This is a genomic window from Gaiella sp., from assembly GCF_039915195.1.
GTDB lineage: Bacteria > Actinomycetota > Thermoleophilia > Gaiellales > Gaiellaceae > Gaiella.
Genome location: NZ_JBDSNT010000151.1, coordinates 1 through 16,338 on the forward strand (window position 1 = coordinate 1; position 16,338 = coordinate 16,338).

The 16,338-nt window shown below is 68.6% G+C and carries 14 protein-coding genes; 11 read left to right on the forward strand and 3 right to left on the reverse strand.

Annotation, left to right across the window (positions count from 1 at the left end; translation table 11 throughout):
* On the reverse strand, nt 1–2,598 hold a 2,598-nt coding region (locus tag ABIR74_RS13725; protein WP_348179088.1), incomplete at its 3' end, for an AAA family ATPase.
* A gap of 127 nt (nt 2,599–2,725) precedes the next feature.
* On the opposite strand from ABIR74_RS13725, the gene ABIR74_RS13730 reads away from it, so the two are divergent.
* The 8 genes from ABIR74_RS13730 to ABIR74_RS13765 all read left to right on the forward strand — a co-directional run bounded on the left by ABIR74_RS13730 (nt 2,726) and on the right by ABIR74_RS13765 (nt 13,248).
* Complete coding sequence (locus tag ABIR74_RS13730; protein ID WP_348179090.1) at nt 2,726–3,502, forward strand: ABC transporter ATP-binding protein; 777 nt, start codon at nt 2,726–2,728, stop codon at nt 3,500–3,502.
* Nucleotides 3,499–6,063, forward strand: coding sequence for an FtsX-like permease family protein (locus ABIR74_RS13735; RefSeq protein WP_348179092.1), 2,565 nt, complete (start codon nt 3,499–3,501; stop codon nt 6,061–6,063). Before ABIR74_RS13730 ends, ABIR74_RS13735 begins: the two co-directional genes overlap by 4 nt.
* Nucleotides 6,064–6,437: 374 nt before the next feature.
* Nucleotides 6,438–7,625 carry a hypothetical protein gene (locus ABIR74_RS13740; protein WP_348179094.1) on the forward strand — a complete coding sequence of 396 codons (1,188 nt, stop codon included), beginning with the start codon at nt 6,438–6,440 and terminating at the stop codon, nt 7,623–7,625.
* A complete protein-coding gene (locus ABIR74_RS13745) occupies nt 7,622–8,821 on the forward strand; it encodes a hypothetical protein (protein WP_348179096.1) in 1,200 nt (399 codons plus the stop codon). Before ABIR74_RS13740 ends, ABIR74_RS13745 begins: the two co-directional genes overlap by 4 nt.
* The gene (locus ABIR74_RS13750) at nt 8,818–9,636 is read left to right on the forward strand and encodes a hypothetical protein (protein WP_348179098.1); all 819 of its coding nucleotides are present in this window, start codon (nt 8,818–8,820) and stop codon (nt 9,634–9,636) included. Before ABIR74_RS13745 ends, ABIR74_RS13750 begins: the two co-directional genes overlap by 4 nt.
* On the forward strand, nt 9,633–10,823 hold the full coding sequence (locus ABIR74_RS13755) for a hypothetical protein (RefSeq protein WP_348179100.1): 1,191 nt from the start codon (nt 9,633–9,635) through the stop codon (nt 10,821–10,823). Before ABIR74_RS13750 ends, ABIR74_RS13755 begins: the two co-directional genes overlap by 4 nt.
* Nucleotides 10,820–12,040, forward strand: a complete 1,221-nt coding sequence (locus ABIR74_RS13760) for a hypothetical protein (protein WP_348179102.1) — start codon at nt 10,820–10,822, stop codon at nt 12,038–12,040. Before ABIR74_RS13755 ends, ABIR74_RS13760 begins: the two co-directional genes overlap by 4 nt.
* Complete coding sequence (locus ABIR74_RS13765) at nt 12,037–13,248, forward strand: hypothetical protein (RefSeq protein ID WP_348179104.1); 1,212 nt, start codon at nt 12,037–12,039, stop codon at nt 13,246–13,248. Before ABIR74_RS13760 ends, ABIR74_RS13765 begins: the two co-directional genes overlap by 4 nt.
* A gap of 2 nt (nt 13,249–13,250) precedes the next feature.
* Here the strand turns inward: ABIR74_RS13765 and ABIR74_RS13770 are convergent, their stop codons facing one another.
* Nucleotides 13,251–13,649, reverse strand: coding sequence for a type II toxin-antitoxin system VapC family toxin (locus ABIR74_RS13770; protein WP_348179106.1), 399 nt, complete (start codon nt 13,647–13,649; stop codon nt 13,251–13,253).
* Nucleotides 13,646–13,888, reverse strand: a complete 243-nt coding sequence (locus ABIR74_RS13775) for a helix-turn-helix domain-containing protein (RefSeq protein ID WP_348179108.1) — start codon at nt 13,886–13,888, stop codon at nt 13,646–13,648. The genes ABIR74_RS13770 and ABIR74_RS13775 overlap by 4 nt, the downstream gene beginning before the upstream one ends.
* A gap of 134 nt (nt 13,889–14,022) precedes the next feature.
* On the opposite strand from ABIR74_RS13775, the gene ABIR74_RS13780 reads away from it, so the two are divergent.
* Genes ABIR74_RS13780 through ABIR74_RS13790 form a run of 3 tightly spaced genes read left to right on the forward strand, consistent with a single transcriptional unit; the run spans nt 14,023 to nt 16,302 of the window.
* Entirely contained in the window at nt 14,023–15,639 is a 1,617-nt protein-coding gene (locus ABIR74_RS13780; RefSeq protein ID WP_348179110.1) for a SpoIIE family protein phosphatase, read from the forward strand.
* On the forward strand, nt 15,620–15,952 hold the full coding sequence (locus tag ABIR74_RS13785) for an STAS domain-containing protein (RefSeq protein ID WP_348179160.1): 333 nt from the start codon (nt 15,620–15,622) through the stop codon (nt 15,950–15,952). The genes ABIR74_RS13780 and ABIR74_RS13785 overlap by 20 nt, the downstream gene beginning before the upstream one ends.
* The gene (locus ABIR74_RS13790; RefSeq protein WP_348179111.1) at nt 15,949–16,302 is read left to right on the forward strand and encodes an STAS domain-containing protein; all 354 of its coding nucleotides are present in this window, start codon (nt 15,949–15,951) and stop codon (nt 16,300–16,302) included. Before ABIR74_RS13785 ends, ABIR74_RS13790 begins: the two co-directional genes overlap by 4 nt.
* Nucleotides 16,303–16,338: the final 36 nt, after the last annotated feature.

Below are 16,338 nucleotides of genomic sequence, written 5' to 3' on the forward strand. Positions count from 1 at the left end.
CGTCAGCTCGATCGCGCGGTCAGGGTCGCCCGAGGCGCGGACGGCGAAAGCGAGGTTGTTGAGCGCCGCCGCCTCGGCGCCACGGTCACCGGCGGCACGGGCGATCGTCGCTCCGAGCTCGAGGTGCTTGACGGCCTCCGCTGGATCGCCGCGACTACCCGCCAGCATCCCGAGGATGTTGTGCGCCTGCGCGATGGCACCCGCATCGTCAACGTCTCCGGCAAGTGCCAGGGCACTCGTCGCGAGCACGAGCGCGCGCTCCTCGTCTCCGAGTCTGTGAGCGGCAAGTGCCCGGTCGGCGGTGGCGAGAGAACGACCGACTGGCTCGAGCCCGTCGCTCGCGGCAGCAAGGGACGCCTCGGCGAGCTCCCATTCTCCCCGGCGAAGGTGGAGGAGACCGATTCGCCGCTCGATCTCGGGCAGCGCGTCTGCCGCGGCGAGTGCGGCCGCCGTCTCGTAGCTCGCAAAGGCACCGCCGTACTCGCCGGCGAGCGTCTCGAGATCGCCGATCGCCTCGTGCAGCCCGGCAGCGTCCGTCGGCCCGAGAGCGAGTGAGGAACGGTAGTGGCCGAGCGCCTCGGCGTTCGCGAAGAGCCGCCGCGCATGGTCGCCCGCCACGCGGTAGCGCTGGGCCGCGGCCTCGTCGTCCCCGGCTGCGGCGAGGTGGTAGGCGACGAGCGCCGCACGGTCCTCGCGCCTGCTGCGGCTCTCGAGATCGGCTGCCGCGCGGCGGTGGAGGAGACGCCGCCGGGCGAGCGTCATCTGCCCACTCACGAGCTCGCGCGCCTGCTCGTGCCGGAACTCGATCGCCCCTTCCGTACTCTCGACGAGCAACCCGCAGCCGACGAGCTCCTCCAGCGCGAGAACAACCTCCTCGTCGGTGCGGCCGCTCGCGGCCCGCACCGTGTCTGCGTCGAAGGCGCGCCCGAGCACGGCCGCGGCGGCGAGAACCTGGAGCGACAGCTCGCCGAGGCCGGCAAGCCTCCGCTCGAGAAGATCGCGCACTCCGACCGGCAGCGCCCAGTCGGGCTCGTCGTCTCCACGAGCAAGAGCGTCGAGGTACTCGACAACGAAGAACGGCAGGCCGCCGCTTTCGAGGTAGAGCCGGGCTCCGAGGGAGTCGCCGCGTCCGGTCGACGCGACGAGCTGCGCGACGTCCGAACCCGAGAGGCGCCCGAGCTCGATCACGCTCGCGCGGCCCGTGCGCTGCGCATCGGCGACGAGCCGGCGCACGGGATGATCCAGCGCGACCTCCTCGGGCCGCCAGCTCGCGGCAAGGAGGAGCGGACGCCCCTTGAGCCGGTGCGCGAGGTAGGCGAGGAGCGCGAGTGACGACTCGTCTGCCCAGTGCGCGTCGTCGATGTAGAGCGCTGCCGGCCTAGGCCCGACGCTGTGCTGGAGGAGCTCCGCGACGGCCTCGTAGAACCGCACCTGCGCAGCCTCGCTGTCCAGCGGCTGACCGGACGGCGGCCCGAGCTCGGGCGCGAGCCGGGCCACCTCGGCAACCCACCAGAGATCGGCCTCGAACGGAGGTGCCACCGCAGCCGCGCCACGGACGAGCTCGAGCACGACGCCGTATGCGAGCCCGCGCTCCTCCTCGTAGCACCGCACCGCAAGCGCCGTCCGGCCGCGCGCCGCAACATGGGCGAGCATCTCCTCGGCGAGTCGTGTCTTACCGATCCCGGCCTCGCCGACGAGGGCGACGACACGACCGTCCGAGCCAAGGCTGTCGTAGGTCTCCACGAGCTCGCGGAGCTCCGTGTCGCGACCGACGAGGTCGTACGGCGCGTCGGCAGGCTGCGACGGGGCCCTCACCACTACAGGAGGTGATGGAGCGGTCAACGATCCCTCCACGATCGCGTGGTAGAGCGCCGTCGTCTCGTCGAGCGGGCGCACGCCGAGCTCGCGGTCGAGGACGCGCACGCAGTCGCGGAACTGCTCCATCGCGGCCTGCCGATCACCGACCTCGGCCAGGAGCCCGATCAGCTGGCGGTGGGCAGGCTCGTGGAGCGGATCGAGGGTGAGCCTGCGCCGCGCACACGCGATCGCCTGCGTCGGGTTGCCCGAGGCAGCGAGGGCGCCGGCGAGCCGGTCGAGCACCGAGGCGAGCTCCCTGTGCACCTCGTCACCCGCGAGCTGCTGCCAGTCGTCGAATGCAGCACTGTCGCGCAGGCCGAACCCGGCGAGGAACGAGCCACGGTCGAGCGCTGCAGCCTGCTGGAGGGGCGACAGGCAGCGCGAGCACGTCTCGTTGGCAGCGTGCCCGTGACCGTCGGTCGTCGCAACGAGCCGGCCCAACTCCTCGACGTCGAACCAGATCCCGGGCCTGGCGAGGGTGACGGTGTCCCGCCCGATCTCGATGAAGCGGGCGTCGAGCGCCGACTTGAGCGTCGAGAGCGTCCGTCGAAGGGTGGCACGCGCGCGATCGGGGTTGGTCTCCGGCCAGAGCAGCCCGGCCAGCGTGTCGCGCCGCGCCGGGCGCCCCGTGAACGCAAGGTAGGCGAGCAGCGCGGTCGCCTTGCGCGTGTCGACGTCGAGCGGCCGGCCGTCGACCTCGATCAGCGGCGGGCCGATGAGCGCGATGCGCAGCTGCGACATGCACCGACATTACCGCTACGGAGCTCGCCCATCCAGCAGAGCCGTAACGTTCTCGGAACGCCGGGTCGGCACGCTCCGATCGAGGGTCCCGGACAGGGACGAACATCGAGACAAGGGGTTGAGCCCGATGACGAGCGTGCTTGCGCACACCGAGAGCAGTGGAAATGAGGCCTTCGCCGACGACGTCGTGATCGGCTGCCGCGACCTGCAGCGCCGCTTTGGCTCGGGTGAGACAGCGGTCGACGCGCTGCGCTCGGTGAGCCTCGGAGTCGCGCGCGGCGAGCTCGTCGCGATCATGGGGCCGTCCGGCTCAGGCAAGTCGACCTTGATGCACCTGCTCGCCGGGCTCGACCGGCCGAGCGGTGGCTCGGTCACGATCGCAGGCGTCGATCCGGCGAAGCTCAAGGACACCCAGCTGACGAAGCTACGCCGGCAGCACGTCGGCTTCATCTTCCAGTCGTTCAACCTGCTCCCCACCCTGAGCGCCGAGGAGAATGTCACCCTGCCGCTCGACCTCTCGGGGGAGCGCTTCGACCGGGCCTGGATCGACGAGCTGCTGGAGTCGGTCGGCCTGTCCGACAGGCGCAAGCATCGCCCCGCCGAGCTCTCGGGCGGTCAGCAACAGCGCGTCGCCGTCGCGCGCGCGATCGTGCATCGTCCCTCGGTCCTCTTCGCCGACGAGCCGACCGGCAACCTCGACTCGCAGTCGGGTGCCGATGTGCTCGCGCTGATCCGCCACGCCGTCGATACCTACGGCCAGACGACGATCATGGTCACGCACGACCAGCGGGCAGCCGCAGTCGCGAATCGCGTCGTCTACCTGGCCGACGGGACTGTCGTCGGCGAGATCGACCAGTCGGCGATGGACGACGTCGCAGCCGCGCTCAAGGGAGCGGTGAAATGAGACGGGTCACGTTGCGGGGCCTCCGTGCCCGCAAGCTGCGCACCGCGCTGACCGCGTTCGCGATCGTCCTCGGCGTCGCGATGGTCACCGGCAGCTCGGTACTCGGGGCGACCATGAAGCAGGCGTTCGACGTCGTCTTCTCAAGCGCCTACGAGCAGACGGACGTCGTCGTGTCCGGGAAACCCGTGGTGGACTGGTCGGAGTCGAGTGCGCCGACTCTCGCGACGAGCATGCTCGACGAGATCCGCGCAGTTCCCGGCGTCGAGCGCGCGGCCGGCGCGATCTTCGACTTCTCCGGCAACTCCCCCTACGCAATCGTGATCGACCCGAGCGGGAAGAAGATCTCCGGGGATCCGTCGTTCGTGATGGGCTTCGAGCCGGAGGACGAGCAGTTCAACCCGCTGCAGCTACGTGAAGGCCGCTGGGCAGCAGCCGACCGCGAGGTCGTGCTCGACGCGAGCACCGCCGACGGCAACAGCATCGAGGTCGGCGACACGGTCAAGATCGCGGCCCTGACACCCTCGGCCCCGTTCGAGGTCGTCGGGATCGGACGCTTCGGGAAGGTCAGTTCGCTCGGTGGGGCAACGATGGCCGTGTTCGACGTTCCCGTGGCGCAGCGGCTCCTCCAAAAGAACGGCAAGCTCGACGTCATCTCGGTCGCCGCGGCTGACGGAACGTCGGCCGAGGCACTCGCCGAGCGCCTCCAGCCGTTCGCGTCGGCCACGGTGCAGGTGCAGACGGCCGACGAGCGTGCGGCCGCCGACGGCGAAGGCATCGGCCTGTTCGTGGACATCATCACGTGGATCCTGCGGGGCTTCGGGGGCGTCGTGTTGTTCGTCGGCGGATTCGTGATCGTCAACACACTGTCGATCACGGTTGCCCAACGCACGAGGGAGCTCGGAACGCTGCGTCTGATCGGCGCCACCCGCACGCAGGTGCGCCGGGCGGTCGTTCTCGAGTCGCTCGTGATCGGGATCCTCGCGTCGCTCATCGGTGTCGCCATCGGAATCGCGCTCGCGGTCGGACTGCGCGCTCTCCTCGGCTCGTTCGACCTCACGTTCCCGGAGACAGCGCTCGTCATCTCGCCACAAACGCTCGCGGTCGGCTTCGTGATCGGCGTCATCGTGACGGTGATCGCCGGGCTCCTGCCCGCTGCGCGTGCCACGCGAATCTCGCCCGTCGAGGCCGTGCGCGAGGGCGCAACGCGGCAGAGGGGCCGGATGGCTCACGTTGCGACGGGACTCGGCGCACTCCTGCTCGTGGGTGGTGTCGCCCTGCTCGCTCTCGGGATGTTGAAGGGCGGCAGCCTCGGTGTCGCGGGCACGCTTGCGGCGTCACTCGGGGGAATGCTGCTCCTCTTCATCGGCGCTGCCATGCTCGTGCCGGTGGCCGTCCCGGCCATCGCGCGTATCGTCGGCTGGCCCGCCGCCCGGTTTGCCGGTATTCCGGGCCGGCTTGCGCGTGACAACACGATCCGCAACCCCGGTCGTACGGCCTCGACGGCAGCCGCCCTGATGATCGGGATCGCTCTCGTCTCCGCGATCGCGGTGCTCGGGCGCAGTCTCAAGATCACAGCGGTCGAGGCGGTCGAGTCGCAGATCGGCTCATCGCACGTGCTGCAGTCGGAGACGGGCTGGGAGTCGCTTCCCCCGGCTGCGGCAGGGACGATCGCCTCCGCACCCGGCGTGAACGCACTCAGCTCCGTCCGGTACGACCGCGGCAAGATCGGCGAGAAGCAGGTCGACGTGAGCGGCGTCGACCCGGCGACGATCGACGGCCCATACCGCTTCACGTGGCAGGAGGGCTCGAAGAAGAGCCTCGCCGCGCTCGGCACGACGGGGGCACTCGTGCGGGACGACCTCGCGGAGCAGAAGGATCTCGTCGTCGGCGAACGGATCGCCGTCCTCAGCGCCGCCGGCAAGACGCAAACCTACGTCGTGCGGGGCGTCTTCGCACCGGCCCGGCTCGATTCGCTGCTCGGGCACGTCGTCGTCAGCCAGCACGCGTTCGATGCCTCGTTCCCACAACCGGCCGACGCGTTCACTTTCGTCGACCTGGCCCCGGGCGCCGACACCGAAGCGCTCGCGTCACGGCTCGAGGTCTTCCCCGATGCCGTTCTCCGCACGACGTCGGCCATGATCCAGAAGCGACAGGGCGACATCGACGGCATCGTGACGCTGCTCACGATGCTGCTCGTGCTCGCAGTGATCACGGCGTTGCTCGGGATGGTCAACGCCCTTGCGCTCGCGGTGATCGAGCGCACGCGCGAGATCGGCGCGCTTCGTGCCGTGGGCATGACCCGCCGCCAGACGCGGCGAATGGTGCGACACGAGGCGGTGACGACGTCCCTGATCGGCGCAGCCGTGGGGCTCCCGCTCGGGATCCTGGTCGCGTGGGTCGTGACACGCGGGCTCGCCCGGTTCGGAGTCGCGTTCCACCTCCCGGTGAAGCCTCTCGTCGTCTACGTCGTCGTGGCCGCGTTGGCCGGAGTGCTGGCGGCGGTGCTACCGGCGCGGAGAGCGGCGCGGCTCGACGTGCTCAAGGCCCTCCAGTATGAGTAGGGGCGGGACCTGTCCCGCCCGCGGCCGCCGCATACGACTGGGCGAGACATGTCCGGCCCCGACGACAAGAGACGCCGTGGCTGCAACCCTCGTAACGATTCCGGAACGGGGGACGCAGAAACTGCACCCATGGCACACCATCCCCGGGCGACGCCTGTCCGCGTAGTGCAGCGTCTCACAACGTTGCGCCTGCTTGTTCCCGAGGCGAGCGGTCGCCGTGAGCGCTCCCGGGAGAGGCTGCGCCTCTCCCCTACGGGGGTTGCCGGTGAAACGATCGGAGGCGGCGCACCAGTCGACGCCCGGCCCGAGATAGGGGAGACTCGCACGATCGAGAGGATGCAGGACACGAAACGGCGGCAGCAGGCAGGAGCGTCGTGAGGCGCCCGGCTGTCGCCTGGGCGGGGCTTGCCCTCGCGTTGGTGCTCCTCGCGATCGGCGCGACCCTGTCGTTTGCGGGGCGCGGGGACGACCTCGAGGTGCTCGCCAGCATCGTGCTCGTCGGGCCCTTCGCTTTCGTGGGTGGCCTCGTCGCCGCCCGTCAGCCGCAGAACCCGATCGGCTGGCTGCTCGAGGGCATCGGGCTTGCGCTTGCTGTCGCGCGCGCCTGTGACAGCGCGATCGACTATGGGCTCGCGCACCCTGGGCAGGTCCCGAGCCTCGGCTCGTTTGCGCTTGTCAGCTCGCTCGCCTTTGCCGGCTTCTTCGCGCTGCTGATCCTCGTGCTGGTTCTCTTGCCGAACGGTCGGCTCCCGTCGCGCCGGTGGCGGTTTGTCCTCGCAGGGTTGGCCCTGCTCGTTGCGATCGATCTGGCTTCGATTGTACGACCCGGACTGTTCGACGACTGGGATCAGCAAGGTATTCGTAATCCGCTCGGAATCGAGGCGCTCGGCGCTCTCTTCTCTGCGCTGAACCAGGCCTTGATCCTGCTGACGTTCCTCCTCTTACTGCTCTCGATCGTGTCGGTCGTCGTCCGCTTTCGCCGGTCGACGGGAGTCGAGCGGGCCCAGTTGCGCTGGATCGCATCAGCCGTGGCTGCGACCGGGATCGGCATCGTCACCATGCTCATCGGGTCTGCGATCCTTGGTGATCGGCGCGCGTCCGACATTCTCTGGGGTGCGGCGATCGTGTCGATCTCGTTCATCCCGATCGGAATCGGAATCGCCGTGATGCGTTACCGGCTGTATGAGATCGACCGCGTGATCTCACGGACGCTCGTCTACGCGGTGGTCACCGTGGTGCTCGCGAGCGCCTACGTCGGCCTCGTCCTCATCGGGCAGGCGTTATTCTCGTCGTTCGCGGGTGGATCGAACCTCGCGATCGCGGCGTCGACCCTCGTCGTCGCTGCGCTCTTCCTGCCCGTGCGCTCGCGCGTGCAAGGGTTCGTCGACCGCCGCTTCAACCGGCGCCGCTACGACGCCCAGCGAACCCTCGAGGCCTTCGGTGCGCGCCTGCGCGAGCAGATCGACCTCGCCACCCTCGAAACCGACCTGAAGGGCGTCGTCACCGAAACCATGCAGCCGACGCACACGTCCGTCTGGCTGCGAACGGGAGCGTCGTCGTGAAGCGACCCTGGACATGGTGGCTCGCCTGGGGCGTGTGCGGCGCGGTGTTCGCGCTCGCGTTCGCCACCGGGATGCTCGACGAGATCACCCCGGCACCCGACGAGGTCGATGAGTCGCTACTGGCCGACATCGGGATCGTCATCGCGTTCCTCGCGTTCGCAACCGTCGGTGCCCTTGTCGCCTCCAGGCTGCCGCGCAACGCGATCGGCTGGCTCTTCCTGGCGTGCCCACTGCTCGGATTCGTCGCCGCCTTCTCCGCCGAGTACGCGTACCGCGCCTACGTTGCCGATCCGGGAGGGCTCCCCGCTGGCGCGCTCTTCGGCTGGCTCGTCCTCTGGACGTGGTACCCGGCGCTCGTCGCGATCGGCCTCGTCATCCTGCTGTTCCCCGACGGTCGAGTGCCCGGAAGGCGCTGGCGGCCGGTGCTCTGGGCTTACATCGTGTTCGCGGCACTCGGCGTGGCGGGTGCGGCGGTCTACCCTGGCGTCATCGACGAGAGCTGGCCGGGCCAGCCGCGCAACCCTCTAGGGATCGAAGGACTGAAGCCGGTTCTCGATGGATCGAACCTGATCGGGACCGTCGCGATCTTCGCGCTCCTGCTCGCAATCCTCGCCTCAGCCGTCGTCCGGTTCCGTCGCTCGAAGGGCGACGAGCGGCAGCAGCTGAAGTGGATGCTCGTCGCGGCCGTGCTGGTCTTCGCCCACATCGTCGTCTCCGAGACGATCGGCATGCCCGACACGATCGTCAACTTCATGTTCGGCCTCGCGATCGCCACGATCCCGATCGCCGCCGGGATCGCGATGCTGAAGTACCGCCTCTACGACGTGGACGTCGTGATCCGGAAGACGCTCGTCTACGTCCCGCTGACGATCATGCTCGGCGCAGCGTACGTGGGCGTCGTCATCGGACTGCAGGCACTGCTGCAACCGCTGACGGGCGGCTCGGACCTCGCCATCGCCGCCTCGACGCTCATCGTCGCCGCGCTGTTTCTGCCCGTGCGCTCACGGGTACAGCGCTTCGTCGACCGCCGCTTCTACCGGCGCCGCTACGACGCGCAGCGAACGCTCGAGGCGTTCGGGAGCCGGCTGCGAGAGGAAACCGACCTTACCGTTCTGCAGTCCGACCTTCAGGGGGTCGTCGCCGAAACGATGCAGCCGGCGCACGCTTCGGTGTGGCTACGGTCGGGGGCGGCGTGAAAGCGATCGCCTGGGCGACCTACGGATCGACGCTCGCACTCGTGTCGGCCGGCGTCGTGCTTGGCTCGATCGGCATCAACCTGGGCCTCGCGCTGACCGACGGCCGTAGCTCGACACTCCTGCTGCCTCTCGTGGCCGGAGCCGCGGGCTGCCTCGCAGGAACGACCGGCGTCGCATGGGGCGCGAGTTGGCTCCTGATTCCGGTTCTCTTCATCGGACCATGCTTCGTTGCGATGCTGCTTCCGGAAGGCGAGCCACTGTCACCGCGCTGGAGGCCCCTCTACATCGCTCTTGCAGCAGCCGCGATCGTCGCGATCGTCGCCTCGGCGCTCGAGCGTGTCTTCGCTCCAGTCCTTTTCCTGACAGCGCTCACGTCGCTGATCGTGCGCCGCCTTCATTCGAGAGGAATCGAGCGCCTGCAGATGAAATGGCTCGCCTTCGCAGTCACGATCGTTGCGCTCGCGTTCCTCACGAGCTTCGTCATCGAGCCCCTCATAGGCCCGAGTTGGGTCACCGGCGGTGCGTTCATCCTCGGCGCCGTGGCCGTCACACTGGTACCGGGCGCCATCATCGCCGCATCGACGCTTGTGGTGGCAGCGCTGTTCCTCCCTGTCCGCGGACGCGTCCAGGCATTCGTCGACCGTCGCTTCTACCGCCGACGCTACGACGCCCAGCGCACGCTCGTGGGCTTCGGCACGAGGCTGCGCGAGCAGGTCGAGCTTGAACGGCTCCGCCACGACCTCATCGCCGTCGTCGGCGAGACGATGCAGCCTGCGCACACAGCGCTGGGGATCCGTGGAGAGTCGGAGCGGTGAGCGCCCACACGGCGCGATTCGTCGCATGGAGCCTCTTCGGCCTCGGGCTGGCGTTCGCGCTGACCGCGTACGTTCTGTGGGTCGCTACCGGGGCGAAGCCGCAGGGAGCCGCGTTCGCGGGCGTCGCCTTCCTCACGTTCTCGATCGTCGGGGCGATGGTGGCCTCCGGCCGGCCGCGCAACCCGGTTGGCTGGCTGCTGCTCGCGATCGGTGGGACGGCGGCGCTCGGACAGCTCACATCGACGCTCTACCACTGGGACCTGCGCCACCCGGGCTCCTCCGGCGGCACCGCCCTCGTCGCCCTCGTCGACGGGACGTTGTGGCTCCTGTGGATCGGGTTCCTGATCCCGCGCGTCGTCCTGCTCTTTCCCGATGGGAAGCTGCCCTCACCGCGGTGGCGCGTCGTGAGCGTCGCCCAGTACGGCGTTCTCGCGGCGCTCGTATTCACGAGGCTAGAGCCAGGCCCGATCAGTGATTACGAGGCTTACGACAATCCGCTCGGCATCGGCGTCGTGGGAGATCTCGTTCGCTCCGCGTCGCACGTCGCGCCGCTGATGGGGCTCGTGTTCGGCGTCGCGCTGCTCGCCCCGGTCGCCGCCGTGATCGTCCGGTTCCGCCGCTCGAACGGGATCGAGCGGCTGCAGATGAAGTGGTTCACCTGGGCCGTCGGGGTGACCTCCGCACTGTGGATCGTCCCCGGCATCCCCGGTGTCCCGAGCCTTGCAGGCCTGGACGTCCTTCCGATGATCGCGATGTGCCTGGCCCCGGTCACGATCGGTATCGCAATCCTCCGCTATCGCCTCTACGAGATCGACCGGCTCATCTCGCGAACGCTCGTCTACGGCGCCCTCACCGTCGTTCTCGGCGGCCTCTACGTCGGGCTCGTACTCGTGGGGCAGGCCGTGTTCTCGTCCTTCGCGGGCGGCTCGGACCTCGCTATCGCAGCCTCGACGCTCGTCGTCGCTGCACTGTTCCTCCCGGTGCGCGCGCGCGTGCAGCACTTCGTCGACCAGCGGTTCTACCGGCGTCGGTACGACGAGCAGCGCACGCTCGAGGACTTCGGCGCCCGCCTACGTGAGCAGGTCGACCTCGAGACGCTCGACACCGACCTACGAGCGGCGATCGACGAGACGATGCAGCCCGCCCATGTCTCGGTCTGGCTACGAATGGGGGTGGGCGGGCGATGACCTCGACTCTTGCACAGCGGCTCCTCGTGGTCGCGCTGATCGTCTGGCTCGTCGCTTTCGTCGGAACCATCGTGCTGACGGTACTCACCTGGGGCGCCGACATCTACGGTGTATCTGGCGAGGAGTCGACTGGCGTCGGTGCGCTCATCGGCTTCGGCGTTGCCTTCATCGCGTATCCGATCGTCGGGGCGATCATCGTGGCGCGCCAACCGGGCAATCGCGTCGGCTGGCTGTTCATCGTCGCGGGGATGATTCTCACGGCCTCCGCGCTTGGCCCGAAGTACGTCTCCGAAGGTCACACCGCGGACCCTGGATCGCTACCCGTAACCGAGTGGGTCGCCTGGGTCTCGGGTCTACTGGATCCGCTGTTCTTCCTCGTGCTGTCCCTGATCCTGGTCGTGTTCCCGGAGGGTCGGCCGCCGTCTCCCCGGTGGCGTGGAGCCGTCTGGCTCATCTTTGTCGCGATCGGCGCATCCCTTGCCAACGAAGCACTCAAGCCCGGCATCATTCGCGGCGATCTGCCGGTCGAAAACCCTCTCGGTGTCGAGTCAGCAGCAGGCGCTTTCCCGGCACTCGGAGTGCTGGCGAACCTTTTTGTTCTCGCGGGGGTGTTGAGCGGCATCATCTCCATCGTGTGGCGGTTCCGCCGCGCGCGCGATGAGGTGCGACTCCAGATCAAGTGGATTGCGTACGCGGCGCTCGGGTTCGTGGCGGCAATCGTCGCTGCACTCGTGTCCGCTGCGTTTGGCCGCGGGAGCGCGCTGGCGGAGGCCCTCATTGGTCTCGCCTTCGCTGGAGTCCCGGTAGCGGCCGGCCTCGCGATCCTCCGCTACCGACTGTACGAGATCGACCACCTCATCTCGCGGACGCTCGAGTACGCGTCGCTGAGCATCGTGCTGGGTGCCTCCTACATCGGCCTCGTTCTCGCAGGTCAGTCGCTGTTCTCGTCGTTCGCAGGCGGTTCTGACCTCGCGATCGCCGTCTCGACGCTCGCCGTCGCGGCGCTCTTCCTGCCGGTGCGCGCACGCGTGCAACGCTTCGTCGACCGCCGCTTCTACCGCAGCCGCTACGACGCCCAACGAACGCTCGAGACGTTCGGCACGCGACTCCGCGAACAGGTCGAGCTCGAAGCGCTCGCGACCGACCTCAGGGCCGTCGTCGGCGAGACGATGCATCCCGAGCACGTCGGTGTTTGGCTGCGGGAGCGGCAGGCGTGAGCATGCGCACGGCGACGTGGCTCGCGTCGGGGCTCGTGCTCGCGACCGTGGTGATCCTCGCGGCCTGGGTGTCGTTACTCGTGCTCAACGCCCGGAGCGGTCTCACGGGTGACGTGTTCCTGTACTCGAGCATCTTCCCGAACCTCGCGCCCGCCGCTGCCTTCGTGGCAGTCGGCTTTCTCGTCGCGACGCGGAAGCCGGAGAACCCGATCGGATGGCTCCTGCTCGTCACCGGACCGGTCACCGGCCTACCGATGCTGGCGACACAGTACGCCGCGTACGCACTGCTCGCCGGTCACGACGCACTTCCTGGGGCGAGGGCAATCGCAATCTCTCTGAACGGATTCTGGATTCCCGGCCTTTTCGTGCTGCTTCTCCTGGCGCTCCTCTTTCCGACGGGACACCTCCCCTCGCGCAGGTGGCGCTTCGTCGTCTGGCTGTCGGTGATCTCGCTGACCCTGCTCTTCCTCGTCGCCCACCTGGCCCCGCTCGACCCTCCGTTCACGGAGGTCAACAACCCGTTCGAGACCGAGTCAAGTGCAATCGAGGCCGTCGCTCTCCTGGTCGCCGCTGTCGGTGGACTGCTTGCGAGCGCGATCGCAGTCTGCACCTCGGTTGTCGTGCGCTTCCGACGTTCGACCGGCGACGAGCGAGAGCAGCTCAAGTGGTTTGTGTTCGCCGCCGCCATCCTGCCGCTCGGGCCGGTCGTCCACCTGCTCGCCGAGACGTTCGCTCCGGGGGCGGTCAACGCGGTGGAGAGCGGCTACTCGCTCGCCATCGCGTTGATCCCAATCGCAATCGGGGTCGCGATCCTGAAGTACCGCCTCTACGAGATTGACCGAATCATCTCGCGCGCGCTCGTCTACGGATCGATGACCGTGATCCTCCTCGCCGTGTACGTCGGGCTCGTGCTGGCCGGCCAGGCGCTGTTCTCGTCGTTCGCAGGCGGCTCGAACCTCGCTGTCGCGGCCTCGACCCTCATCGTGGCGGCGATCTTCCTCCCTGTGCGCTCACGGGTGCAGCGGTTCGTCGATCGCCGCTTCTACCGCAGCCGCTACGACGCCCAGCGCACGTTGGAGGCGTTCGGCGGCCGATTGCGCGAGCAGGTCGAGCTGGATGGGTTGGTCACTGACCTCCGGGGTGTCGTCGCCGAGTCGATGCAGCCCACCCACACCTCCGTCTGGCTGCGCTCAAGGTTGAGCCGATGACGTCAGCGAAGCCGTTCGTCGACCTTCAGTCCGAGCCGCTCGGCGGCGCGTGCCATCCGCTGGTCGAGCGTCGCGAGCGGCGCATTCAGCAACCGCGCCAGCGCCAGGTATTCGGCGTCATATGTCTTGGCCCAACCGAGCGCGTCTGCTATCTGCCAGGCCTCCGCTCCGAGGCGGCGATGTCGGCGCTCCGTGATCGTGCCGGACTCGAGCACACGCAAGCCGTCCTCGGCGATCGAGCGGGCGATCACGCCGCGCTCGCTCGCGACGTGGAGGCTCGACCTGACCTCCGGCCAGAGCAGCGGTGGCGCCACAAGGTCGGAACTGACGAGGATGTCGAAGCCGTCATGACTCGTCGCGGCCGCCATCACGACATTCGCGTCGACGACAACCGTGCTCAATCGCCGTCTCGGATCTCGCGCACGATTTCGACCCAATCCGGCATCGGCGCGCCGTCGGTCGTGAACCGCCACGCAGCCGGAAGCGGTCGCGCAGGTTCGAGCACCTCGGCGAGATCCTCGTCCTCGATCACGTGTTGGGTGCCGACCTTGCGGGCCCGCAGCTTGCCCGACCTGATCCAGCGCCGGATCGTCTCGGGATCTCGACCCGTTCGGCGCGCTGCCTCCGGAACTGTAAGCATTGTCGCATGATACTACAACATCATTTCCCCGGCGCGAGACCCGCTCTCGGGTACAGCCACCTGGCTCCGCAACTCTGCGGCGTCAGAGTCCCGTAACGATCCCGTGACGCTGACCCCGTAGAAAGGACAGTGCAATGACCGCGATCGCACAGACATGGAGAAAGGTCACCCGCAAGGGGCAGTCGACCGAAGCCTTCGCCGCTCCGGTAGAGGCCACCGTCGAGACGACGACGATCGAGACCCCCGCGGTCGAGATCGCGCCCAACGACCCGCTGGTCGCGTTCCTGCAGAGCGCAGGAGAGGCGGTCGAGGTCGACAAGCTCGAGCTCGAGTCGCCCGGCGTCACGGCACTCCGCGAGGCGGGCGTGGCGCTCGTCGTGCCGCTGATCAGCGGCGGCGAGCTAGTCGGCACCCTCAACCTCGGGCCGCGCCTCTCGGATCAGCAGTACTCGACCGACGACAAGCGCCTCCTCGACGGCCTCGCCGCCCAGGCTGCACCCGCGCTTCAGGTCGCCGAGCTCGTGCGGAAGCAAGCCGCCGAGGCCCGCTCGCGAGAGCGGATCGAGCAGGAGCTCAAGGTCGCGACGCTGATCCAGCAGAACTTCCTCCCGCGGGTGCTCCCCGACCTCCCCGGCTGGGAGGTGGCGGCGTACTACCAGCCGGCCCGTGAGGTCGGCGGCGACTTCTACGACCTCTTCGAGCTCCCCGACGGGCAGGTCGCCGTGATCATCGGCGACGTCACGGACAAGGGCGTTCCCGCCGCGATGGTGATGGCCGCAGCGCGGAGCCTCCTGCGCGCCTCGGGCCAGCGGGTCGTCTCGCCGGGCGAGGTGCTCGAGCGCGTCAACGACCTCCTCTGCCCCGATATCCCGGAAAAGATGTTCGTCACCTGCCTCTACCTCGTGGTCGATCCGTCAACGGGTCACGTCCGGTACGCCAACGCGGGCCACAACCTGCCGTACGCCCGCACCGCCGACGGCTCGATGGAGCTGCGGGCGAAGGGCATGCCGCTCGGACTCCTGCCTGGCATGAAGTACGACGAGCACGAGGCGATGATGAGCCCTGGCGACGGCCTGCTGCTCTACAGCGACGGTGTCACCGAGGCCCACGGAGCCGAGCGCGAGATGTTCGGCACGCCCCGCCTCGTCGACCATGTCGCCGACCCCGCCTCGGGCGACCTGATCGACGGCCTGCTCACGCAGCTGCAGCGGTTCACGGGCGACGACTGGGAGCAGGAGGACGACATCACGCTCGTGACGCTGACGCGCACCCTCGGCAGCGGTGTCCAGAACGGCCGTGTCACCGAGCTCGACGTCCAGTTCACGCTCCCGAGCGAGACCGGCAACGAGCGCGAGGCGATGCAACGCGTCCTCGACGCGATCGCGCCCCTCGGGCTCGAGGAACGCCGAGTCGAGCGGCTCGGGACGGCCGTGTCCGAGGCAGCGATGAACGCGATCGAGCACGGGAACCAGGGCCGAGCCGAGATCCCGGTCGAGATCGAGGTGGTCACGGCCGGTGGCGAGCTCGTCGTGCGCATCCGCGACGTCGGCGAAGGCCCGCAGGCGACGGAGGTCGAGTCGCCCGATATCGAGGCGAAGCTCGCAGGGCTGCAGAAGCCGCGCGGCTGGGGCCTCTTCCTGATCAAGAACATGGTCGACGAGATCCGCGTCATCGACGCGGACGGCCGGCACACGGTCGAGCTCGTCCTGCAGCTGGAAGGAGGTGACGGTGATGGCAGCGATGGCGCTTGAGGCACACGTCCACACGGAGGACAGCGGCCCCGTGATCGAGCTCGTCGGCGACGTCGACGGGAGAGCAGAGGAGGCGCTCGGCGCCGCCTACACGGAGGCAGGAGACGCGACGGCAGTGATGCTCGACTTCCACGGCGTCACGTACATGAACTCCACCGGTATCGCGCTCATCGTCGGTCTTCTAGCCCGAGCCCGCACGAACAGCCAGACGCTGAGCGTCCGTGGGCTGACCCCGCACTACCGGGAGATCTTCGAGATCACCCGACTGTCCGATTTCATGACGATCGTCGACGAAGAGGAGGAATCCGCATGACCGAAGCGACCCTGTCGCTAGGGGTGCGCCGGATCGAGGAATCCGCGTGCATTCTCGACATCGAGGGTGACATCACAGCCTTCTCCGAGGAGGTCCTGATGGACGCCTACACCGAGGGATCGGGGGACGGCGTCAAGACGGTGATCCTGAACTTCACCGGGCTCGAGTACATGAACTCCGGCGGGATCGGTCTTCTCGTGACCGTCCTCGTCCGGGCCAACCGCGCGAAGCAGAGGCTGCTCGCGTTCGGGCTCACCGAGCACTACCAGGAGATCTTCGAGCTGACACGCCTCGACGAGGCGATCGGCATCTACGCAACCGAGACCGACGCGCTCGCAGCCGCGGCCTAGCGCCGCGTGTCGCACCGCGAGCACCAATCACGAATC